Raw genomic sequence first — 21,483 nt, forward strand, 5'->3', positions numbered from 1 at the left:
CTTTATTTAAACTGTTTGAGGAAACGCAAATCGTTTTCGAAGAATGCGCGCAAATCTGTCACGCCGTAGCGCAGCATGGTAAGACGCTCCATCCCCATACCAAATGCAAAGCCGGAGTAGACTTCCGGATCAATGCCAACATTGCGCAGCACGTTCGGGTGCACCATACCGCAGCCCAGAACTTCCAGCCATTTCCCGTTCTTACCCATCACATCCACTTCCGCAGACGGTTCAGTAAACGGGAAATAGGACGGACGGAAACGAATCTGCAGATCTTCTTCAAAGAAGTTACGCAGGAAGTCGTGCAGCGTGCCCTTCAGGTTGGTGAAGCTGATGTTTTTGTCGACAATCAGACCTTCCATCTGATGGAACATCGGGGTATGCGTCTGATCGTAATCGTTACGATATACGCGACCCGGCGCGATAATGCGGATTGGCGGCTGCTGGTTTTCCATGGTGCGGATCTGCACGCCAGAGGTCTGGGTGCGCAGCAAGCGGGTCGCATCGAACCAGAAAGTGTCGTGGTCAGCACGCGCCGGGTGATGGCCCGGAATGTTCAGGGCGTCGAAGTTGTGGTAATCGTCTTCGATTTCCGGACCTGTCGCGACGGTAAAGCCGAGCTCACCGAAGAAACTTTCAATGCGGTCGATAGTGCGGGTAACCGGGTGCAGGCCGCCATTTTCGATACGACGCCCTGGCAGAGAAACATCAATGGTTTCCGCCGCCAGACGCGCGTTCAGCGCTGCATTTTCGAGATCGGTTTTACGGGCGTTCAGCGCCTGCTGAACCTGCTCCTTTGCTTCATTGATCACGGCCCCGGCAGCCGGACGCTCTTCCGGCGGCAGCTCACGCAGGGTGGTCATTTGGAGGGTCAGATGCCCTTTCTTACCCAGATATTCGACGCGAACGTTGTCCAGCGCGGCGACATCCTGGGCATCGTTAATGGCTGCCTTCGCACCGGCAACCAGCTCTGCGAGATGTGACATGGTTTTCCTCGTTATATGACGATATTTACACGCGGCAGATACAAAAAAAGCCTCCACAAGGGAGGCTTTCTGGCGCTGTTTTCCGTTTCTTCTTTCACGCGCTAGCCTCCTGGGTTCAGGTGCTAAAGTAAAAAAAGAAGCGGAAAATAGCAGCATTCATGCTTGCGTTACCTTAACCGGGTAAGTGGGCTGTGATGGCTTATTGAAAGCGTATCACGGCGAAATGTCAATGCATTGATAATGTTAAAGCAAAAGAGGGAGCCAGGCTCCCTCTCTTAAACTGGCTTACGCCAGAGCTGCTTTCGCTTTTTCAACCAGGGCAGTGAATGCCACTTTGTCGAATACGGCGATGTCAGCCAGGATCTTACGGTCGATTTCAACAGAGGCTTTTTTCAGGCCGTTGATGAATTTGCTGTAAGAAATACCGTTCTGACGTGCTGCTGCGTTGATACGTGCAATCCACAGTTGACGGAACTGACGCTTTTTCTGACGACGGTCACGATAAGCGTACTGACCAGCTTTGATAACAGCCTGGAAGGCAACACGGTAAACGCGAGAACGCGCGCCGTAGTAACCTTTAGCTTGTTTCAAAATTTTCTTATGACGTGCACGTGCAATCACACCACGTTTTACGCGAGCCATGGCTCTCTCCTGTATCTATATTCTAATTAAAAAGTTAAAGGTTAACGACTTATGCGTACGGCAGGCACGCGATTACCAGGCCCAGATCGCCTTTGGAAACCATGGCTTTCGGACGCAGGTGACGTTTACGCTTGGTAGCTTTTTTGGTCAGAATATGACGCAGGTTAGCGTGCTTGTGTTTAAAACCACCTTTACCGGTTTTTTTAAAACGCTTCGCAGCACCGCGTACGGTTTTGATTTTTGGCATTTTTTAACTTCCACTTCGCATTGTTAATAAACGAAACATAGGCGAACTAAACCCGCAGGCTTGTGGCCCACAGGTTTAATTACTTGATGGCCTTACTGTTTCTTCTTCGGAGCAAGCACCATAATCATCTGGCGGCCTTCGATCTTCGTAGGGAAGGATTCGACCACTGCCAGTTCATTCAGATCGTCTTTCACGCGATTAAGCACTTCCATACCGATCTGTTGGTGGGCCATCTCACGACCGCGGAAACGCAGCGTGATCTTGGCCTTATCGCCCTCTTCGAGAAAGCGAATCAGGCTGCGGAGTTTTACCTGATAGTCGCCTTCATCTGTACCAGGTCGGAATTTAATTTCCTTAACCTGAATAACTTTCTGCTTCTTCTTCTGTTCCTTAGAAGATTTGCTCTTTTCATAGAGGAACTTGCCGTAATCCATTATACGGCAAACGGGCGGCTCGGCGTTAGGGCTGATTTCAACTAAATCTACCCCGGCTTCTTCAGCTTTTTCCAGAGCTTCTCTCAGACTCACAATACCAAGCTGCTCGCCTTCCAGACCTGTTAAGCGAACTTCCAGGGCACGAATCTCGCCATTGATACGATTGGGACGCGCCGTTTGAACTCGTTTTCCGCCTTTAATACCTTATTCCTCCAGTTGTTGAAGACTGCGGCTGCGAATCTCTTGTTGCAGCTTCTCGATAACTTCATTTACGTCAAGGCTACCCAGGTCTTTACCACGACGGGTACGCACGGCAACTTTACCGGCTTCAACCTCTTTATCACCACAAACCAGCATATAAGGGACACGACGTAAAGTGTGCTCGCGGATTTTAAAGCCAATCTTCTCGTTTCTCAAGTCTGCTTTTACACGAATGCCCGCATTTTGCAGTTTGCGCGTCAATTCGTTAACGTATTCAGCCTGAGAATCGGTAATGTTCATCACGACAACCTGCACCGGGGCAAGCCATGTCGGGAAGAAACCGGCAAACTCTTCGGTCAGGATGCCGATAAAGCGCTCCAGTGAACCAAGAATTGCACGGTGAATCATAACCGGCACCTGACGTTCGTTGTTTTCGCCCACATAGGAGGCGCTCAGACGAGACGGCAGAGAGAAGTCGAGCTGTACTGTTCCGCACTGCCATGCACGATCGAGGCAGTCATACAGTGTAAATTCAATTTTCGGGCCGTAGAAAGCGCCTTCACCCAGTTGGAATTCAAACGGGATGTTGTTTTCTTCCAGCGCAACCGCCAGATCCGCTTCCGCACGGTCCCACATTTCATCGCTACCAATGCGTTTTTCAGGACGCGTTGACAGTTTGACGACGATTTTTTCGAAACCAAAAGTGCTGTACATATCATAGACTAAACGGATGCACGCGTTCACTTCATCGCGAACCTGCTCTTCCGTACAGAAGATATGCGCATCGTCCTGCGTAAAGCCGCGAACACGCATTAACCCGTGCAGCGCGCCTGATGGCTCGTTACGATGACAGCTACCGAACTCTGCCATACGCAGCGGCAGATCGCGGTAGGACTTCAGACCCTGGTTAAAGATCTGTACGTGTCCCGGGCAGTTCATCGGCTTGATGCAGTACTCACGGTTCTCGGAAGACGTCGTAAACATGGCATCTTTATAGTTGTCCCAGTGCCCGGTTTTTTCCCACAGCACACGGTCCATCATGAACGGGCCTTTCACTTCCTGATACTGGTACTCTTTCAGCTTGGAGCGTACGAACGTTTCCAGCTCACGGAAGATAGTCCAGCCATCGTTATGCCAGAAGACCATACCCGGCGCTTCTTCCTGCATGTGATACAGGTCAAGCTGTTTGCCGATTTTACGGTGGTCGCGTTTAGCGGCCTCTTCCAGGCGTTGCAGATAAGCATTCAGTGCTTTTTTATCTGCCCACGCGGTGCCGTAAATACGCTGCAGCATTTTGTTATTGCTATCGCCGCGCCAGTAAGCGCCCGCGATTTTCATCAGTTTAAAGTGATGGCAAAAACGCATATTCGGCACATGCGGACCGCGGCACATGTCGATGTATTCCTGGTGATGATACAAGCCCGGCTTGTCATCATGCGCGATGTTCTCATCAAGGATGGAGACTTTGTAGCTTTCGCCGCGTTTGACAAAGGTCTCACGGGCTTCATGCCAGCTCACTTTTTTCTTGATGACATCGTAGTTGCTCTCGGCGAGCTCGTGCATACGTTTTTCGAGCGCGTCGATATCTTCCTGGGTCAACGTGTGGTCAAGGTCAATGTCATAGTAAAAACCATTGTCGATAACCGGACCGATAGCCATTTTGGTGGTTGGCCAGAGCTGTTTAATGGCGTGACCCAACAGGTGCGCGCAGGAGTGGCGGATAATGTCCAGGCCTTCGTCATCTTTCGCGGTGATGATGGCAAGGTTTGCGTCGCTGTCGATCACATCAGAAGCATCGACCAGCTCACCGTTTACACGCCCGGCGATACAGGCTTTCGCCAGTCCCGGACCGATATCCAGCGCGACATCCATTGGGCTTACAGCATGGTCGTAATGGCGTTGACTGCCATCAGGAAGCGTAATTACAGGCATTTCATTTCCTTATTTGCAGTGGTGCCCCACACGAAAGAGCACATACAAAACTAAATAATATATTTATATCAGCACGTTAAATGTGTTTCTTTGCTTCACTCTGCAAATTGTGCGCCTCCGGATGTACAAAAATCCGACAGACACCCGCATTCACGGGCTGATAACGCCACTCAATAGTACACGGCATCGGGGTGACATAAAAGCGTGAACAGAATCATAATCCTGGTCACAGTGACATCGCTTAGCGCAGCGTTAACGGAAGATGTCCGCTGGCTTTATTTGTAAGTTATCCGCGGCAAAGAAGATTACATATTTACAACAATGACAATTCCAGGTGAAATTGCAGTGTGTTGCTGTGAATTCTGGCAATCAGAATGAAAGGGCATTTTAAAAATCGTTTATGTAATCTGAGGTTTATCTGATTTTAAGGCGCTATCCCACTGACTGCCAGACAGCCAGCATGGGTGGCTATCATCAACGCCTAACTTACTGATAAAGAATGGAAATAATATATCCGGTTCTTGTTATCGCGCTGGTCGCGATCATTATATTTTCGTTTTATAAGCACTACAGCATGAAGTCGTCCAGGAACCTTCCCGGCCGTCATAAAAAACGCCATTAACCAAAAACTGACTCAAAAAGGCACGCGTCAAGCGTGCCTTTTTCAGATCGCCTCAGGCCTGATAACCTAAGGCGCGGATCACCTCTTCCATCGCTTCCTGAGTCAGCGCTGAACGTTTAATCTTTTGGTTTGCCAGCATGGTTCTGACCAGGCCCGCAATCACGATATGTTTAGGCTCCTGCCCGAGGTCACGCATTTCCAGCACCACTTTACCCACCACCCGACACATTTCCTCATATAACACATCGTCTTTTGCCTTCCCCATTACGCCTCCGTTTAGCGTCATTTTTATTAGTAAATTTACGTTTGCAGGTGTATCTAATAAAGAAACTAATGCTTATAGCATTTCCCCGCGTTTAGCATAGGGTGAGAGAGGCTCTTTGTAACGTGTAACGTTTTACTCTCTTCCCCTTCCGCTGCGTGCGGATTTCACGCCGGAAGGGCATTTTTTAGCGCACCGCGAAATTCCCCCGTTAATTTGCGTTAAAGATCATCAGCCAGCCTGCCGATTAATGATTCATTAGCGATCTGAATGAATCAACCACGGTAATGCAAGCGATCAACTACAACGAAATGACGGGGCTGAATCTGACCATCAGACCAGCCACAGCATCGACGCTTCAGGAATCGATTGAGCGGTTGTCGTCGGGCTTACGGATTAATAGCGCCAGGGATGATGCGGCGGGACAGGCTATTGCCAACCGCATGCGCGCCAGCGCTAACGCCGACAGTGTCGTGTCCCGCGGTCTGGATGACGCCATCAGTATGGCGCAAACCGCCGATAGCAGCCTCAGTACCGTCGGCGAGCTGTTGATCCGTGCCAAAAATCTGGCCATTCAGGCCGGAAATAGCACCTTATCTGAGGGCGATCGTCAAAGCACTCATAACGAATATCAAAGTATTCTGGAGAATATCCAGTCAATTTCTGAAGGCACGGAGATCTTCGGTCGCTATCCGCTGGCGACCGATGACCCGGAACTGCCCCCGGAGTTGATTGGCAATGTGCCGCCATTGAGCGTTAAATTCCCTGCTCAAGGAGTCAATTACACCTTCAGTTCCGGCATTGTGTCGCTGGCGTATATTCCAGCCGGGTCGAAAAACATCGCTATTACCATTGATTCATTGGGTCTGGATGATGACATTCAGTTATTCACCCGCGATGGCAAGCATCTGGCGGGCACGCCAATCAACGGCACCACGGCGGACTATACCTGGAAAAGTCGTGGCATCACCAGTTCAGCCAAAGCCACCAGCAAGGTACTGACAGAAGCGAATGGTTTCCAGCGTGGAGCAACCTATGATGACTCGATGCTGATTGAAGGAGGCGCTTCATGGGCGCTCAACGGCAGCGAAACCCTCGCTTATAACGGCATGACCATCAGCTACAGTGGCGACGGTGACCGTTATGAGCCGGGCAAAGCGTACAACGATGGTAGCAACGGTTCGAACAGGCTTGAACGCCTGAAAATCGATAATGTCACGGAAGATCTGGTGGTAATGGTGGTGGGCAGTGGTTCCTTTACCAGTAATCTGACGTGGGGTGATCTGCCGGAACCCACCATTACTCCGGCGGAGCCGCCGAAGCAAAGCCGTCCCTGGGAGGTGGTGACCAGCGCCAGCTATGGCGATGATGTACAAGCCACTACCATGCCGACCACGCCATCAGACATTAAGTCGCTGGGGCTAACCAATACCGAACTGCGTTCAACGGCTACGGCCAGTATCGCCATGGGGGCGCTCGATAAGGCGCTGGATAAAGTCAGCAGCTATCGTGCGCAATATGGCGCGTTTATTAACCGCTTCGAATCCAATAAATCCGTACTCGCGCAACAGAGTATTGCGACCCAGGCGGCGAAAAGCCGAATTGAAGATGCCGATTACGCCATGGAAGCCAGTAAACTGGTGAAAGCACAAATATTGCAACAAGGACAGGACGCGGTATTGAAAGTGACCAACCAGTCGGCTGAAAATATGCTTTCGCTTCTGCGAGGTTAACTGATGGGAAATGTTAAATAATCTACCATGAGTTATTCACGTCAGTTTTCGTCAATAACCCATCAGATTTATCTAACAAGATTTACAATTCGATTATTAATACAAAAAAACCGGTACAACATTATCCGGTTTTTTCAAAGTTAATGAATTAACTGAGAATGTAATTAATTCCACTCACCGGCAACCAGCGTATGTGAGTCGAATGCAGCGGCATTGGTATTATGTGCGGTCTGTGCAACCGGCACCATGTTGGAACCCGCTTCAATGTTGGTGATGTTAGTGTTGGTCTGGCTGGCAGTCGTATTAACGGAATCCGCAGCGAAGACACCAAAGGAGAGTGCAGACAGCACTACAGCCGCGGCAGCAGTATTGATTTTTTTCATGATGAATTTCTCTTTCTTGAATAAACACATGACTGTTTGGGTGTGTTTTTTACCCGTGCAATTAGTGTAGATCTGGATCACACTTTTGCACAGTCAATTTATTTATCCATTCGTGTCAAATAAACTGAATATGTTTCATTTGAATTAATTGTGAAGAAAATAAGGAGGGAAATATTTACTTAAATCAAATTTAATAAGCGACGTGAAAAATAGCACGAATGAACAAATTAAAACAAGGGGCCGATATTTCCGGCCCACTCAATTACATTTTATAGCCTAACGTTACCGTGGTTCTGCGATCGGTATGATCCGGTGCAGTTGACGGCGGCTGGGAGTTCCAGGTCAGGTTATAAGCGACTTTCAGCGCGAAATGCGCGTTGATAGCCACGTTCAGCGCCGTCTCGGAGTTCACAGTGGTATCATCCGCACCAAATACGGAAACGCCCTGGGTGAATTTCGTGTTGTCGCTAATTTGCCACGCATAAGTACCGGATGCATAACCCAGTGCTGTGGTTTTGGTATCGCCATCAGTGTACTTGTCGTAACGCACACCCGGACCAAATTCAAAGCGCAGGCTGTGTACCGGGCCGTTCAGGATCTGGCGACCATAACCGGCAGTAAACACATCACGATCGCTGTAGCCGTTGTAACGGTCAGTCAACCAGCTCGCCTGGCCAAACAGATAATCGTAATCCGTCAGGTTATAACGGCTACGACCACCTACAGCGTATTTTTCAGACGAACGTTCATCGTTTGCCGAGGTGTTGCTGGCATTCCCCCACAACGACCAGGCCGTTCTGCTACCGTACCAGGTCAACGTGGAGTCGGCAGTCAAAGAGGAACTCTTTGTGTTGCCGGACTGAGCAAGATAGCCACCGTTCACGCTACCTTCGAACGGTTTTTTTGCAGTTGCAGGGTCATCCATGACAGTAAAAACGGTGTCATCGGCGACAGCATTCATCGACGCAAGCACGCCCGCAGCCATAAACAGTGCGGGTACTGTCTTCAAAAGCTTCATTTATTAAGAGTCCGTACAGCAAAAAAAGAGACCAACACGGTCCCGGAATCTTTCATAAGGATCAACGACAACGGTCCAAAGAAAGGTAACAAATTATAAAAAGGCCGGTTAAACATATCAATGAAATCTTATTTGATTTTTTGAATAAGAGAGATCTCAAAAAAGAGAATTTGGTTATTAATCGCCACCGTTCCCTGACTCAAATTCAGTCTGAAAATCATACTGTTATTTACTTTCCCTTCTGGGCAATCAGTGCCAGGCTTAAAGCAGCCAGATAAAAAGGAGGTAATGATGGTCCCGGTATATACGCTGACGTTAGCGCCCTCTCTGGATAGCGCAACGCTCACGCCACAGATTTATCCTGAAGGTAAGCTCCGTTGCAGCGCCCCGGTTTTTGAACCCGGCGGCGGCGGCATCAATGTTGCCCGCGCCATTGCACATCTGGGCGGTCGGGCCACCGCGCTGTTCCCGGCAGGCGGTGCAACCGGTGAACACCTCACCGCACTACTGGCCGATGAAAACGTGCCGACTACCGTCGTAGAAGCCAAAGACTGGACGCGGCAAAACTTGCACGTTCACGTTGAGTCCAGCGGTGAGCAATACCGCTTCGTAATGCCTGGCGCGGCCTTGAGTGAAAGTGAATTTCGCCAACTGGAAGAGAAAGTGCTCGCCATCGAATCAGGCTCCATTCTGGTGATCAGCGGCAGTCTGCCGCCGGGGATCCAGGTAGAGAATCTCATACAGTTGATCAAAGCCGCGCAACGCCAGGGTATTCGCTGCATTGTTGATAGTTCAGGAGAGGCGCTCGCCGCCGCCCTGTCAATTGGTCATATTGAACTGGTAAAACCGAATCAGAAAGAGCTGAGTGCGTTAGTAGGCAGAGAGCTCACTCAGCCCGATGACGTACGTATTGCCGCTCAGGAGATTGTGAACAGCGGCAAAGCACTACGCGTTGTGGTGTCGCTTGGGCCACAGGGTGCACTGGCTGTCGACGCCAACCAGTGCGTGCAAGTGGTGCCGCCCCCGATGAAGAGCCAAAGCACCGTTGGGGCCGGGGATAGCATGGTCGGCGCAATGACCTTAAAGCTGGCGCAAAACGCCCCGCTCGACGATATGGTGCGTTTCGGTGTTGCCGCCGGGAGCGCCGCCACCATTAATCAGGGCACGCGTTTGTGTGCACTGCAAGATACGCAAAAAATTTACGACTATCTGCGCAATAACTGACAATGTCCCCTCTTTCGCATGGAAGAGGGTTTTGCCAACAGCACAGCGGCAGTCGACAAATCGCCTTCGCCGACTATGCTAAAAAAACTTTCAGGATAACAATGAGGTGAAAGATGAGCAGTGATGGCATCACCCGCTACGTCGTAACGGTCAAATTTCACGAACAGACCCTGACGGAAATCAACGAACTCAACAACCACTTTACACGTGCGGGTTTTCTCCTCACCATGACTGATGAAGAAGGAAAAGTGCACGACCTCGGTACGAACACCTTTGGGCTTATCAGCGCACTCAGTGTGCAGGACGTTAACGCGCTGGCAAACGGACTGGCGGTAAGCGCAGTGGGGAACGAGGCCGACATCACCGTTTATACCTGGGAAACCTGGCAAAAAGACGAACGATAAGCGCCTGACGGCTCCGTTCGTTGCTCAGGTGTGCGTTACATCGTATCTTTTTTAAGCTTTAGTGCGCTAACCTTATGATCCGGCTGATTACATGGGAGAGACATCATGTGGCAAGCGATAAGTCGTCTGTTAAGCGAGCAACTGGGCGAAAGTGAGATTGAGCAGCGCGACGAGCTGCCGGGTGGTGAGATTCATGCCGCGTGGCACCTGCGTTATGCCGGGCGCGATCTCTTCGTGAAGTGCGACGAACGTGAACTGTTGCCCATTTTTACTGCAGAGGCGGACCAGCTCGCTTTGCTGGCTCGCAGTAACACGGTGCGGGTTCCGGATGTGCTGGCGGTGGGAAGCGATCGCGACTACAGCTTTCTGGTGATGGAGTATCTGCCCGCCCGTCCACTGGATGCGCACAATGCTTTCCTGCTGGGTCAGCAACTGGCGCGTCTGCATCAATGGAGTGATCAGCCGCAGTTCGGCCTCGACTTCGATAACGATCTCTCCACGACTCCGCAACCCAACGCCTGGCAGCGTCGCTGGTCAACTTTTTTTGCCGAGCAGCGCATTGGCTGGCAGCTGGAGCTGGCCGCGGAAAAAGGCCTCGAGTTTGGCAATATTGACGCCATTGTTGACCATGTTCAGCAGCGTTTATCGTCACATCAACCACAGCCTTCACTGCTTCATGGCGATTTATGGTCGGCGAATTGCGCACTCGGCCCGGACGGTCCCTATATCTACGATCCGGCGTGCTACTGGGGTGACAGGGAGTGCGATCTGGCAATGCTACCGCTGCATCCGGACCAGCCGCCGCAGATCTACGACGGTTACCAGTCAGTTTCTCCGCTGCCGAATGACTTTCTTGACCGCCAGCCAATCTATCAGCTCTATACCCTGTTCAACCGGGCGATCCTGTTCGGGGGCGAGCATCTGTTGAATGCGCAAAAAGCGCTGGAGCGCGTATTAGCCGCATAAACACATTTCCGATACCCGGGCCCGGTAAGCGCAATAGCGCCACCGGGCACTGTTGCGTCACAAAAAGCCAAGCAGCTTAAAGAAGAAGTAACCCGCGACAATGATAATCACCGGCAGCACATACAGCGGAAAAATCTGTAGCAGAATGGTGTGATGCGGTACGACAATGCGCGCTTCAAGCTGCGCACGGGATAATCCCTCTTCACCTTTGGCATTCTCAAGGATCGTCTGATCCTCTAAGCCTTCACGCAGAAAACGCACCTGACGGCTCATGCGCGCCCCCGAGGCTTGCAATGCCAGCCCCACAAAGATCAACACAAAGATTATCCAGAACATGATATTGAGGCTTTGATGGAAATCCGGCGTCGGTGAGTTGTACCAAAACAGGTTAAGAAACGGCGTATTGAAACGCATCATTTCAATCATCACATGGGCAAAATCAAGCATCACCGCGTTAATACCGGCCTGCTTTTCACTGTGGTCGTACATAAACTTCAGTACGGAAATAATCGTTGAAATGACGGCTGGAATGAAAATCACCCAACCCAGAACGCGTTTCAGTATTGCGATGCGTCCAGCTTGTTGATACGTCATGGATTCCCCTTGTGAGTGACGCACTGTTTGCGCCTAAGTCTACCTGCTGAGAATCATTTTCGCCTGATCTTTAAAGGCGGTATGATGCCTCTTTGTACATAATCCGTACTTTCCCCGGATAAGCCGCGTTAAAAAGAGAGGTGTTATGTCTGCCCCGCATCAAATTCTTGCTGCCATTTTTGATATGGATGGATTACTTATCGACTCAGAGCCACTCTGGGATCGTGCTGAACTGGATGTCATAGCAAGCCTTGGAGTCGACATCACACGGCGTAGCGAATTACCAGACACGCTGGGTTTACGCATCGATATGGTCGTCGAACTCTGGTATGCGCAGCAACCCTGGAATGGTCCGAATCGCCAGGAAGTCACCGATCGCATTATCCAACGGGCGATCTCACTGGTGGAAGCGGAGCGGCCTCTGCTTGCCGGTGCCCGCGATGCCGTCGCCCTGTGCAAAGCCAATGGCCTGATGGTGGGCCTGGCGTCAGCCTCGCCATTGCGCATGCTGGAAAAAGTCCTCAGCCTGTTCGACCTGCGAGATCACTTCGACGCGCTGGCCTCCGCAGAGAAGCTGCCCTACAGCAAGCCGCATCCGCAGGTGTATCTGGATTGCGCAGCCAAACTGGGCGTCGACCCACTCTGTTGCGTTGCGCTGGAAGATTCTGTCAACGGCATGATCGCCAGTAAAGCGGCGCGCATGCGCTCGATTGTCGTGCCGGACGCCGAACATCGGGACGATCCGCGCTATGTGCTGGCCAACGTCAAACTCACCAGTCTTACCCAACTGACACTCGCAGATCTGTTAGGCTGATGCCGTCGGGGCAGTAATCTGCTGTCCCGATATTATTTTTGAAACATCATTTCATTTTTATTTGTATTTTCCTCACCGCCCTTCTATTCTGATCTCCAGGCGCTGTGCCCTCTCACTACAATAATTACGCCGGAGAACTCATGATACTGGATGCCTTTAAACTTGCGGGTAAAGTGGCCATTGTGACCGGGTGCGATACCGGTCTGGGTCAGGGGATAACGTTAGGGCTGGCGGAGGCCGGATGCGATATCGTCGGCGTGAACCGTAAAATCCCGCACGACACGGCGCAGCAGGTGCAGGCGCTGGGTCGTCGCTTTCTGGCAATACAGGCAGATTTACGCCACCAGCAAGCTCTTGAGGGCATCGTCGCCGAGACGGTCGAGAAAATGGGGCGCGTCGATATTCTGGTCAATAACGCCGGGACGATCCGCCGCTGCGACGCCCTTGATTTCAGCGAGAAAGACTGGGATGAGGTGATGGATCTGAACCTGAAAACGGTGTTCTTTCTCTCGCAGGCCGTGGCGCGGCAATTCATCGCACAAGGCGATGGCGGCAAAATCATTAATATTGCCTCGATGCTCTCTTTCCAGGGCGGGATCCGCGTGCCCTCTTATACCGCGTCCAAAAGCGGCGTAATGGGCTTAACCCGCCTGCTGGCCAACGAGTGGGCGCCGCACCGTATCAACGTCAACGCCATTGCACCGGGTTATATGGCAACCAATAACACCCAGCAATTGCGGGAAGACGCAGAGCGCAACCAGGAGATCCTTGAGCGCATCCCCGCCGGGCGCTGGGGTGAACCGGCCGATTTGCAAGGTGCTGCGGTATTTTTGGCCTCACGCGCCGCCGAATACATCAACGGTTACACCCTCGCCGTCGATGGTGGCTGGCTGGCGCGTTAAATTTGACCGGATTGTGACAAAGAGTTACACCGTCACCTCTTCCGCCTACTGTACAAACATCCTATACTGTATGCATCGACAGTTGAGTGAGTTTGATCATGACGGCGGAAGGACACCTGCTTTTTTCCATTGCTTGCGCGGTGTTTGCCAAAAACGCCGAGCTGACGCCCGTCCTCGCGCAGGGTGACTGGTGGCACATCGTACCCTCCGCCATCCTGACCTGCTTGCTGCCAGACATTGACCACCCAAAATCTTTCCTCGGTCAACGTCTGAAGTGGGTATCAAAACCCGTTGCCCGTATGTTTGGTCACCGGGGATTTACCCATAGTCTGCTGGCCGTGTTTATCGCGCTAACGCTGTTCTACTTAAAAGTGCCGGATAGCTGGATAGTCCCGGCGGATGCGCTACAGGGTATGGTGGTCGGCTATCTGAGTCATATTCTGGCCGATATGATCACCCCCGCCGGTGTCCCCCTGCTGTGGCCCTGCCGCTGGCGCTTTCGTTTGCCATTACTGGCACCGCAAAAAGGCAACCAGCTTGAGCGCGTACTCTGTATGGCACTGTTTACCTACGCCGTGTGGATGCCGCAGACCCTGCCCGAAAACGGTGCAGTTCGTTGGTCATCGCAGATGATTAATTCACTGCAAAATCAGTTTAATCGCTTTATTCATCAGCAATCCGGCCATTAATCAGCCGGTAATTCCGTTTTTGGCATAAACCATTCCATTTGGATATAAGAGCACCCCGGCACTTCTGCTAACCTTGCGCCACGGGATCAACCGCCAGGGTGATCCGAATAATGATATCAGGAGAACGGGGATGAACTTTCCATTAATCGCGAACATCGTGGTGTTCGTGGCACTGCTGTTTTTGCTGGCGCAGACTCGCCACAAACAGTGGAGTCTGGCAAAAAAAGTATTGATCGGTTTAGGCCTCGGCGTGGTCTTTGGTCTGGCGCTGCAGGCGATTTACGGATCCGATAACCCGGTACTGAAGACATCAATCCAGTGGTTCAATATTGTTGGCAACGGTTATGTACAACTGCTGCAAATGATCGTCATGCCGCTGGTTTTCGCCTCTATTTTGAGCGCCGTTGCGCGTCTGCATAACGCCTCGCAACTGGGCAAAATCAGCTTCCTGACCATCGGTACGTTGCTGTTTACCACGCTGATTTCCGCGCTGGTCGGTGTGCTGGTCACCAATCTGTTTGGTTTAACGGCCGAAGGCCTGGTGCAGGGCACGGCGGAAACCGCGCGCCTCAATGCCATTCAGAGCAACTATGTGGGGAAACTGGCGGATCTGACCGTCCCGCAGTTGCTGCTCTCTTTCGTGCCGAAAAACCCGTTTGCCGACCTGACTGGCGCAAACCCAACGTCGATCATCAGCGTGGTTATTTTCGCTGCCTTCCTCGGCGTGGCTGCGCTTAAGCTGCTGAAAGACGATGCGCCGAAAGGCGAGCGTGTTCTGAGCGCCATTGACACCCTGCAAAGCTGGGTGATGAAGCTGGTTCGTCTGGTCATGCAACTGACACCATACGGTGTGCTGGCGCTGATGACCAAAGTGGTCGCAGGCTCCAACATTCAGGACATCATCAAACTGGGCAGTTTTGTCATCGCGTCTTATCTCGGGCTTGGCATTATGTTTGTGGTGCACGGCTTACTGCTCGGCGTCAACGGCGTCAGCCCGCTGAAATTTTTCCGCAAAGTGTGGCCGGTACTGACCTTCGCCTTCACCAGCCGCTCCAGCGCCGCGTCGATTCCGCTGAATGTCGAAGCGCAAACCCGTCGACTGGGCGTGCCGGAATCCATCGCCAGCTTCTCCGCATCCTTTGGCGCCACCATCGGCCAGAACGGTTGTGCGGGCCTTTACCCGGCAATGCTGGCGGTAATGGTTGCACCGACGGTAGGCATTAACCCGCTCGATCCAGTATGGATTGCCACGCTGGTCGGGATTGTGACCGTCAGCTCCGCCGGTGTCGCGGGTGTTGGCGGTGGCGCGACATTTGCTGCGCTGATCGTGCTGCCGGCGATGGGTCTGCCGGTCACGCTGGTTGCACTGCTGATCTCGGTAGAACCGCTGATCGACATGGGACGCACCGCGCTCAACGTGAACGGCGCAATGACCGCAGGCACGCTCACCAGCCAGTGGTTAAAACAGACCGACAAAGCCGTACTGGACAGTGAAGAAGACGCCGAACTGGCGCATCGCTAAATCCGAATAACACAAAGGCGGGGATCTCCCCGCCTTTCTCATCTCTACGCCCGCACGGCCTGCTCCATGCCCTTTCCGCCGTTACTCGTCGTCGATTTCCCCTTCCTGGCGTATCTGCATTGCCCAGCGTTGAGCGGATTCCGGCACGCTAAATACCGGTGATCGACGAAACGTTTCCCCCATCAACACAAACGCCACATATTTGCCACGTAACAACCAGACGTCACGATAGCCCTCTACTTTCAGGGCATGATCGGGAGGTGCTGGCTCGACGCGCGGTACGTAGCTGATAACACGACGGTTTTGTTGACGAAAAGGTTTCATAGGCGATGCGTTCACTAAATACGAATTTCACAACCGGGAAAGTCCTATGATAGCCGATTGTCGCCCTGTGCGTCGCGCCTGGCGTGACTTTCTCTTATTTTTCGCAGGGTTCCCGCCTCCCGCCTCGTACAGCCATAGCCAGGGCTGTGTTCTATAGTTAGGGGGTTTTGACGTAACAACGACCATTTTTCAGCAATGAAAACAGGAGACGAGTTCAATGTCGCATAATGAGAAAGACCAACATCCTCGCCAGTCCCCGGTTCACGATCCGCGTGAATCGCAACCCGGACTGGATTCCCTTGCCCCCGAAGACAATTCTCACCGCCCTTCCCCTGAGCCCAGCGCCCCCGGCGAACAGCCCACCGCGCCAGGCAGCCTGAAAGCCCCGGATACCGTCAATGAGAAACTCGACGCGCTGGATCCGTTTCGTAAGGGCGGCGAGAATTTTCCCCTGACCACCAATCAGGGTGTACGTATTGCCGACGATCAAAATTCACTGCGCGCCGGCACGCGCGGTCCCACGCTGCTGGAAGATTTTATCCTGCGCGAGAAAATCACTCACTTCGACCACGAGCGCATTCCGGAACGAATAGTTCATGCCCGCGGTTCCGCCGCACACGGCTATTTTCAGCCCTATCGCAGCCTGAGTGAGGTCACAAAAGCGGATTTTCTCTCCAGCCCGGAGAAAATCACCCCGGTCTTTGTCCGGTTCTCTACAGTGCAGGGCGGCGCGGGCTCTGCGGATACCGTACGGGATATTCGCGGTTTTGCCACCAAGTTCTATACCGAAGAGGGGATCTTCGACCTGGTCGGTAACAATACGCCGGTGTTTTTTATTCAGGATGCGCACAAATTCCCCGACTTTGTTCATGCAGTGAAACCCGAACCACACTGGGCTATCCCCCAGGGTCAGAGCGCGCACGACACCTTCTGGGATTATGTTTCGCTCCAGCCCGAAACATTGCATAACGTGATGTGGGCAATGTCCGATCGCGGTATTCCGCGCAGTTACCGGACGATGGAGGGATTTGGCATTCATACCTTCCGCCTGGTGAATGCCGAAGGTAAAGGCACTTTCGTGCGTTTTCACTGGAAACCGCTGGCGGGCAAAGCCTCGCTGGTGTGGGATGAGTCGCAAAAACTGACCGGACGCGACCCCGATTTTCATCGTCGGGAACTTTGGGAAGCGATTGAAGCCGGGGATTACCCGGAATATGAACTCGGATTGCAACTGATCCCCGAAGAAGATGAGTTTAACTTTGATTTTGATCTGTTAGATCCCACCAAACTGATCCCTGAGGAACTGGTGCCGGTGCAACGTGTCGGGAAAATGGTGCTGAACCGTAATCCGGATAACTTTTTCGCCGAAAATGAACAGGCAGCGTTCCACCCTGGTCATATCGTGCCGGGTCTGGATTTCACCAACGACCCGCTATTGCAGGGGCGTCTGTTCTCCTATACCGACACGCAAATCAGCCGTCTTGGCGGGCCAAACTTCCACGAGATCCCGATTAACCGCCCCACCTGCCCTTACCATAATTTCCAGCGCGATGGCATGCATCGCATGGAGATCGACAGCAACCCGGCCAACTACGAGCCGAACTCGATCAATGACAACTGGCCGCGTGAAACACCTCCCGGCCCTAAACGCGGCGGTTTTGAAACTTACCCGGCCCGAGTGGAAGGCCAGAAGATCCGCGAACGCAGCCCGTCCTTTGGCGAGTATTACGCGCATCCGCGCCTGTTCTGGCTGAGCCAGACGCCATTTGAACAACGCCATATCGTTGATGCCTTCAGCTTTGAGCTCAGTAAAGTGGCACGCGCTTATATTCGCGAACGGGTGGTTGATCAACTGGCGCATATTGATGTCACGCTGGCGCAGGCGGTGGCGGAAAACCTCGGTCTGACGCTGAGTGATGAACAGCGCAACACCGCCCCACCAGCGGATGTTAACGGCATCAAGAAAGATCCGGCGTTGAGTCTGTACGCCGTTCCGGACGGGAAGGTCAAGGGTCGCGTGGTCGCCGTGTTGTTGCATGAAAATGTCAGTGCAGCGGATGTGCTTACCCTATTGCAGGGACTGAGCGCACAGGGTGTCCATAGCAAACTGCTCTTTTCGCGGATGGGTAGCGTCACCGCCGACGACGGATCCGAACTGCCGGTTGCCGCGACCTTTGCCGGTTCGCCGTCCCTTACGGTCGATGGGGTGATTGTGCCCGGTGGCGATGCCGGGGGGCTGTTGCAAAATGGCGATGCCAAATACTACCTGCTGGAAGCCTATAAGCACCTGAAAACCATCGCCCTGTTTGGCGACGCGCGTCAGTTTAAAACCCTTCTGGGGGTAGATGCACAAGGCGAGGAAGGAATTGTTGAAGCAGACAGTGCATCGGCCACGCTGATGGATGATTTTCTCACCCTGCTGGCCACGCATCGCGTGTGGTCACGGATGCAAAAAATCGACAGCATTCCCGCATAATGCGGTGGCGAAAAAAACCGGCCATATGGCCGGTTTTTCTTGCTCAGGCTGAAAAGTAAAAAGTTACTGCTTAGCCGCTTGCGGGTCGGTGTCGTACTCCGCACAAGTCTGATAACCGGAGTTCATGACGTGGCCGGTCTCATCCAGTGCAACAAAGTAGGTTTCTGTTTTACCGTCACGTTGACCCAGGATATACGTCTGGCACGTGCCACGTGCATGGATCATGGTCACTTCGGATGAAGGACGACCGGCAACCTGCATAACCTGCTGGCGGCTCATGCCTTTTTTCACATCTTTCACCACCGGTTGGCTCACCTGATCTTTCGCGCGATCATAGGCAGTACACCCTGCCAGCATCGTCAGTACCGCCGCTGCACCCAGAATTCCCGCGATGTTCTTGTTCATATTCCATCCTCTTGTTTATCCGCTTGTGTATCAGCGTGTTATCTAAGCCTGGAATATAAAATTGCATTTTTCAACTATACGACGGTGATGGCATAACTTTCGGAAAGTTCTAATAAAACGGGGGTAAGCAACTAAAATGCCGTAAATTGCGACACTCAAATCTGTGATCCTTGTCGTTTTACCGCCAAAGGGTTACTTTGAGCCCATCATCTATTTGCAACCTGCAAAGCAGGATTACATAACGGAGGGGTAAATGACTCTGCAACAAGAGATTATTCAGGCGTTAGGCGTGAAACCCGCAATCAATGCCGAAGAAGAAGTTCGCCGCAGCGTAGACTTTCTGAAAACCTATCTGAAGACCTATCCCTTTTTGAAATCGCTGGTGCTCGGCATCAGCGGCGGCCAGGATTCCACCCTGACAGGCAAAGTGTGTCAGACGGCGATTTCCGAGCTGCGTGAAGAAACCGGCGATGCCGCCTATCAGTTTATCGCTGTCCGTCTGCCTTACGGCACACAGGCGGATGAACAGGACTGTCAGGACGCCATCGCGTTTATCCAGCCGGATCGCGTGCTGACGGTTAACATCAAAAGCGCGGTGCTGGCCAGCGAACAGGCGCTGCGCGAGGCAGGCATTGAGCTGAGCGATTTCGTGCGCGGCAACGAAAAAGCGCGCGAAAGGATGAAAGCGCAGTACAGCATTGCCGGGATGAGCAAAGGCGTGGTAGTCGGTACCGATCACGCAGCTGAAGCCGTCACCGGCTTTTTCACCAAATACGGCGATGGCGGCACCGATATCAACCCGATTTTCCGTCTGAACAAGCGCCAGGGTAAACAATTGCTGGCCTGGCTGGGTTGCCCGGAACATCTGTATAAAAAAGCCCCGACGGCTGACCTGGAAGACGATCGTCCGTCGCTGCCTGATGAAGCCGCACTGGGTGTGACCTACGAAAATATTGATGACTATCTGGAAGGCAAAACGCTGGATGCCGGCACGGCGCATATTATCGAAGGCTGGTATCTGAAAACCGAGCACAAGCGTCGCCCGCCCATCACGGTATTCGACGACTTCTGGAAAAAGCAGTAATCCTTCAGGGCGGCGCAGGCCGCCTCTTTTTTAACCTGACCTCACCTGCTACACTGGATAGGTAAACAGTATCAGGAGTCAGTAGTGGTCAGGCGTCTTTCCGCTCCGCGTCCCGAGTTTGACGCTGCGGCAATCTATCAATATCCCGAACATCTGCGCCCGTCGCTTGAGGCTATGCCCAGGCTACCCGGTGTCTATATTTTCCATGGTGAAAGCGATGCCATGCCGCTCTATATCGGTAAAAGCGTAAATATCCGCAGCCGTGTCCTTTCCCATTTGCGAACCCCGGATGAAGCGGCCATGCTGCGACAGTCGCGCCGTATCACCTGGATCTGCACCGCCGGGGAGATGGGTGCGCTGTTGCTGGAAGCCCGGCTGATTAAAGAGCAGCAGCCGCTGTTCAATAAGCGTCTGCGGCGCAACCGCCAACTCTGCTCGCTGCGCTTAAGCGGCGAGAAGCCGCAGGTGGTTTATGCAAAAGAAGTGGATTTTTCAACCTCCCCCGACCTGTACGGCTTGTTCGCAAACCGACGCGCAGCATTGCAGGCGTTGCAGTCGATCGCGGACGAAGAGAAGCTTTGTTATGGCCTGCTCGGTCTGGAGTCGCTAACGCATGGTCGTCCCTGTTTTCGCGCCGCGCTGCACCGCTGTGCAGGCGCCTGCTGCGGCAGAGAGACACTCCAGGCGCACCAGATGCGTTTGGCCGTTTGCAACTGGTGTGCTGGCCCTGGCAAGGCCCTGTCGGGCTCAAAGAGCAAGGTGAGACGATGACGCAATACCACATCATCCATAACTGGCTGTGGTTGGGGTCGGTCACTAACCTGGACGATGCCGGGGCGCTGCTGCGCACCCCGGCAGGATTCGATCATGATGGCTACAAAATTCTCTGTAAGCCGCTGCTGGGTGGCGAGTATGAGATAACCGAACTGGCGTTAGTGACCCGGCAGCCAGGAGATCTCACTGAACAATAACTGCCCTTCAGGTTTGAGCAGGCGCAGGGTATGCCGCCCTTCCTGCCAGCATGCCCCTTGATCCGCCGTCAGTAACTTATCGCCCAGTTGCCATGCGCCACTGAGAACAAAAACCACACCGCCACGCGCGCCAAAAGTGGTGAAGGTGCGATCGGCAATGCGCACTTTCGCACGACAGCGATCGCGGCGGGTGAGGATATTAAAATCCATCGACATCTGGCCGTCTGTCAGTTCCACTTTTACCGGTTGCTCACCGGCGAACGTAAAAGGCTGATGGCGTTTGAGGGTATGGCAAAAAGCACTACCACCATCAAGGGTGACTTCCCCGCCCTCAATCAGCGTGATCACGCGATCAACCCCTGGAAATTGCGGGAATTCACCGTTACTGGCAAGCGATGCAATACTGGCGCGCCAATTAAAATCCCGCGTCGCCGGTGGAAAACAACAAATTTCGCGGGTTTCTCCCGCACCGTTACGCCAAAGGTTTACCGGCATTTTGCGGATATCAAAGTATTCCATCATCCCTCCTGAATGGCGCAGCATCTCGCCTGCGCCGCTGCTTCTGTGGGCAGCGTGCATACTTGTTATTGTTTAAATTGCCATGCCCGGGTTATCGGCAGCCTCAATGATTTGCCTTAGGCCACTGCG

The 21,483-nt window shown here is 52.8% G+C and carries 23 protein-coding genes, 1 pseudogene and 1 other annotated feature; of the genes and pseudogenes, 11 read left to right on the plus strand and 13 right to left on the minus strand.

The features are described from left to right. Nucleotides 1-2: 2 nt before the first annotated feature. From pheS to fumD, 7 genes are all read right to left on the minus strand, one after another. Nucleotides 3-986, minus strand: a complete 984-nt coding sequence (pheS, locus tag N7922_RS14625) for a phenylalanine--tRNA ligase subunit alpha (protein WP_061495084.1) — start codon at nt 984-986, stop codon at nt 3-5. A gap of 40 nt (nt 987-1,026) precedes the next feature. Beyond that, nucleotides 1,027-1,151 (minus strand) — a sequence feature (Phe leader region). Beyond that, entirely contained in the window at nt 1,102-1,146 is a 45-nt protein-coding gene (gene pheM / locus N7922_RS14630; RefSeq protein WP_001386830.1) for a pheST operon leader peptide PheM, read from the minus strand. It overlaps the preceding feature by 45 nt. 120 nt (nt 1,152-1,271) lie before the next feature. After that, entirely contained in the window at nt 1,272-1,628 is a 357-nt protein-coding gene (rplT, locus tag N7922_RS14635) for a 50S ribosomal protein L20 (protein WP_013366084.1), read from the minus strand. Nucleotides 1,629-1,677: 49 nt separating this feature from the next. Continuing rightward, the gene (gene rpmI / locus N7922_RS14640) at nt 1,678-1,875 is read right to left on the minus strand and encodes a 50S ribosomal protein L35 (RefSeq protein ID WP_001124225.1); all 198 of its coding nucleotides are present in this window, start codon (nt 1,873-1,875) and stop codon (nt 1,678-1,680) included. 92 nt (nt 1,876-1,967) lie between these two features. Further along, nucleotides 1,968-2,510: a translation initiation factor IF-3 gene (infC, locus tag N7922_RS14645; protein WP_071532057.1), complete on the minus strand. Its 543-nt coding sequence runs from the start codon at nt 2,508-2,510 to the stop codon at nt 1,968-1,970. Nucleotides 2,511-2,513: 3 nt separating this feature from the next. After that, entirely contained in the window at nt 2,514-4,442 is a 1,929-nt protein-coding gene (thrS, locus tag N7922_RS14650; RefSeq protein WP_263096996.1) for a threonine--tRNA ligase, read from the minus strand. Between the two features lie 674 nt (nt 4,443-5,116). Then, on the minus strand, nt 5,117-5,329 hold the full coding sequence (gene fumD, locus N7922_RS14655) for a fumarate hydratase FumD (protein WP_061495080.1): 213 nt from the start codon (nt 5,327-5,329) through the stop codon (nt 5,117-5,119). A gap of 284 nt (nt 5,330-5,613) precedes the next feature. Here fumD and N7922_RS14660 point away from each other — a divergent pair, with 284 nt between their 5' ends. Beyond that, a complete protein-coding gene (locus N7922_RS14660; protein WP_263096998.1) occupies nt 5,614-7,059 on the plus strand; it encodes a flagellin in 1,446 nt (481 codons plus the stop codon). A 164-nt stretch (nt 7,060-7,223) separates the two neighbouring features. Here the strand turns inward: N7922_RS14660 and N7922_RS14665 are convergent, their stop codons facing one another. Both N7922_RS14665 and N7922_RS14670 read right to left on the minus strand, forming a co-directional pair. Beyond that, on the minus strand, nt 7,224-7,442 hold the full coding sequence (locus N7922_RS14665) for a hypothetical protein (protein WP_263096999.1): 219 nt from the start codon (nt 7,440-7,442) through the stop codon (nt 7,224-7,226). A gap of 262 nt (nt 7,443-7,704) precedes the next feature. Continuing rightward, a complete protein-coding gene (locus N7922_RS14670) occupies nt 7,705-8,460 on the minus strand; it encodes a YdiY family protein (RefSeq protein WP_263097000.1) in 756 nt (251 codons plus the stop codon). A 291-nt stretch (nt 8,461-8,751) separates the two neighbouring features. On the opposite strand from N7922_RS14670, the gene pfkB reads away from it, so the two are divergent. The 3 genes from pfkB to N7922_RS14685 all read left to right on the plus strand — a co-directional run bounded on the left by pfkB (nt 8,752) and on the right by N7922_RS14685 (nt 11,054). Next, complete coding sequence (pfkB, locus tag N7922_RS14675) at nt 8,752-9,684, plus strand: 6-phosphofructokinase II (RefSeq protein ID WP_263100918.1); 933 nt, start codon at nt 8,752-8,754, stop codon at nt 9,682-9,684. 113 nt (nt 9,685-9,797) lie between these two features. After that, on the plus strand, nt 9,798-10,088 hold the full coding sequence (gene ghoS, locus N7922_RS14680) for a type V toxin-antitoxin system endoribonuclease antitoxin GhoS (protein WP_263097001.1): 291 nt from the start codon (nt 9,798-9,800) through the stop codon (nt 10,086-10,088). A gap of 105 nt (nt 10,089-10,193) precedes the next feature. Next, the gene (locus tag N7922_RS14685; RefSeq protein ID WP_263097003.1) at nt 10,194-11,054 is read left to right on the plus strand and encodes a fructosamine kinase family protein; all 861 of its coding nucleotides are present in this window, start codon (nt 10,194-10,196) and stop codon (nt 11,052-11,054) included. 57 nt (nt 11,055-11,111) lie between these two features. On the opposite strand, the gene N7922_RS14690 is transcribed toward N7922_RS14685, so the two are convergent. Further along, a complete protein-coding gene (locus N7922_RS14690) occupies nt 11,112-11,648 on the minus strand; it encodes a YniB family protein (protein ID WP_263097004.1) in 537 nt (178 codons plus the stop codon). Nucleotides 11,649-11,793: 145 nt separating this feature from the next. Here N7922_RS14690 and hxpB point away from each other — a divergent pair, with 145 nt between their 5' ends. From hxpB to N7922_RS14710, 4 genes are all read left to right on the plus strand, one after another. Next, entirely contained in the window at nt 11,794-12,462 is a 669-nt protein-coding gene (gene hxpB, locus N7922_RS14695; RefSeq protein WP_263097005.1) for a hexitol phosphatase HxpB, read from the plus strand. 140 nt (nt 12,463-12,602) lie between these two features. Then, nucleotides 12,603-13,364, plus strand: coding sequence for a 2-dehydro-3-deoxy-D-gluconate 5-dehydrogenase KduD (kduD, locus tag N7922_RS14700; protein WP_263097006.1), 762 nt, complete (start codon nt 12,603-12,605; stop codon nt 13,362-13,364). A gap of 98 nt (nt 13,365-13,462) precedes the next feature. Further along, nucleotides 13,463-14,053, plus strand: a complete 591-nt coding sequence (locus tag N7922_RS14705; protein ID WP_263097008.1) for a metal-dependent hydrolase — start codon at nt 13,463-13,465, stop codon at nt 14,051-14,053. A 130-nt stretch (nt 14,054-14,183) separates the two neighbouring features. After that, nucleotides 14,184-15,575: an L-cystine transporter gene (locus tag N7922_RS14710; RefSeq protein ID WP_263097010.1), complete on the plus strand. Its 1,392-nt coding sequence runs from the start codon at nt 14,184-14,186 to the stop codon at nt 15,573-15,575. Nucleotides 15,576-15,656: 81 nt separating this feature from the next. Here N7922_RS14710 and cedA read toward each other — a convergent pair whose 3' ends face one another. Beyond that, a complete protein-coding gene (gene cedA / locus N7922_RS14715; RefSeq protein WP_263097012.1) occupies nt 15,657-15,899 on the minus strand; it encodes a cell division activator CedA in 243 nt (80 codons plus the stop codon). A gap of 217 nt (nt 15,900-16,116) precedes the next feature. Between cedA and katE the strand changes: the two genes are divergently transcribed. Further along, entirely contained in the window at nt 16,117-18,375 is a 2,259-nt protein-coding gene (katE, locus tag N7922_RS14720; protein ID WP_263097014.1) for a catalase HPII, read from the plus strand. 63 nt (nt 18,376-18,438) lie between these two features. On the opposite strand, the gene osmE is transcribed toward katE, so the two are convergent. Beyond that, entirely contained in the window at nt 18,439-18,780 is a 342-nt protein-coding gene (osmE, locus tag N7922_RS14725; RefSeq protein WP_263097015.1) for an osmotically-inducible lipoprotein OsmE, read from the minus strand. A 253-nt stretch (nt 18,781-19,033) separates the two neighbouring features. Between osmE and nadE the strand changes: the two genes are divergently transcribed. Next, a complete protein-coding gene (gene nadE / locus N7922_RS14730) occupies nt 19,034-19,864 on the plus strand; it encodes an ammonia-dependent NAD(+) synthetase (RefSeq protein WP_263097016.1) in 831 nt (276 codons plus the stop codon). Nucleotides 19,865-19,948: 84 nt separating this feature from the next. Further along, nucleotides 19,949-20,835, plus strand: a pseudogene (cho, locus tag N7922_RS14735) (excinuclease Cho). Here cho and ves read toward each other — a convergent pair. Continuing rightward, on the minus strand, nt 20,797-21,354 hold the full coding sequence (gene ves / locus N7922_RS14740) for an environmental stress-induced protein Ves (RefSeq protein ID WP_263100919.1): 558 nt from the start codon (nt 21,352-21,354) through the stop codon (nt 20,797-20,799). The pseudogene cho and the gene ves overlap by 39 nt on opposite strands. Nucleotides 21,355-21,483 lie beyond the last annotated feature (129 nt).

The organism is Kosakonia sp. ML.JS2a, from assembly GCF_025642095.1.
Classification (GTDB): Bacteria; Pseudomonadota; Gammaproteobacteria; order Enterobacterales; family Enterobacteriaceae.

Excerpts from the sequence above, each read along its gene's own strand:
- rpmI (WP_001124225.1), bottom strand. The coding sequence starts at position 1,875 with ATGCCAAAAATCAAAACCGTACGCGGTGCTGCGAAGCGTTTTAAAAAA.
- cedA (WP_263097012.1), bottom strand. The coding sequence starts at position 15,899 with ATGAAACCTTTTCGTCAACAAAACCGTCGTGTTATCAGCTACGTACCG.
- N7922_RS14660 (WP_263096998.1), top strand. The coding sequence starts at position 5,614 with ATGCAAGCGATCAACTACAACGAAATGACGGGGCTGAATCTGACCATC.
- N7922_RS14705 (WP_263097008.1), top strand. The coding sequence starts at position 13,463 with ATGACGGCGGAAGGACACCTGCTTTTTTCCATTGCTTGCGCGGTGTTT.
- katE (WP_263097014.1), top strand. The coding sequence starts at position 16,117 with ATGTCGCATAATGAGAAAGACCAACATCCTCGCCAGTCCCCGGTTCAC.
- pfkB (WP_263100918.1), top strand. The coding sequence starts at position 8,752 with ATGGTCCCGGTATATACGCTGACGTTAGCGCCCTCTCTGGATAGCGCA.
- ves (WP_263100919.1), bottom strand. The coding sequence starts at position 21,354 with ATGGAATACTTTGATATCCGCAAAATGCCGGTAAACCTTTGGCGTAAC.
- nadE (WP_263097016.1), top strand. The coding sequence starts at position 19,034 with ATGACTCTGCAACAAGAGATTATTCAGGCGTTAGGCGTGAAACCCGCA.
- rplT (WP_013366084.1), bottom strand. The coding sequence starts at position 1,628 with ATGGCTCGCGTAAAACGTGGTGTGATTGCACGTGCACGTCATAAGAAA.
- N7922_RS14685 (WP_263097003.1), top strand. The coding sequence starts at position 10,194 with ATGTGGCAAGCGATAAGTCGTCTGTTAAGCGAGCAACTGGGCGAAAGT.
- pheS (WP_061495084.1), bottom strand. The coding sequence starts at position 986 with ATGTCACATCTCGCAGAGCTGGTTGCCGGTGCGAAGGCAGCCATTAAC.
- fumD (WP_061495080.1), bottom strand. The coding sequence starts at position 5,329 with ATGGGGAAGGCAAAAGACGATGTGTTATATGAGGAAATGTGTCGGGTG.
- osmE (WP_263097015.1), bottom strand. The coding sequence starts at position 18,780 with ATGAACAAGAACATCGCGGGAATTCTGGGTGCAGCGGCGGTACTGACG.
- N7922_RS14670 (WP_263097000.1), bottom strand. The coding sequence starts at position 8,460 with ATGAAGCTTTTGAAGACAGTACCCGCACTGTTTATGGCTGCGGGCGTG.
- hxpB (WP_263097005.1), top strand. The coding sequence starts at position 11,794 with ATGTCTGCCCCGCATCAAATTCTTGCTGCCATTTTTGATATGGATGGA.
- thrS (WP_263096996.1), bottom strand. The coding sequence starts at position 4,442 with ATGCCTGTAATTACGCTTCCTGATGGCAGTCAACGCCATTACGACCAT.
- N7922_RS14690 (WP_263097004.1), bottom strand. The coding sequence starts at position 11,648 with ATGACGTATCAACAAGCTGGACGCATCGCAATACTGAAACGCGTTCTG.
- N7922_RS14710 (WP_263097010.1), top strand. The coding sequence starts at position 14,184 with ATGAACTTTCCATTAATCGCGAACATCGTGGTGTTCGTGGCACTGCTG.
- N7922_RS14665 (WP_263096999.1), bottom strand. The coding sequence starts at position 7,442 with ATGAAAAAAATCAATACTGCTGCCGCGGCTGTAGTGCTGTCTGCACTC.
- kduD (WP_263097006.1), top strand. The coding sequence starts at position 12,603 with ATGATACTGGATGCCTTTAAACTTGCGGGTAAAGTGGCCATTGTGACC.
- ghoS (WP_263097001.1), top strand. The coding sequence starts at position 9,798 with ATGAGCAGTGATGGCATCACCCGCTACGTCGTAACGGTCAAATTTCAC.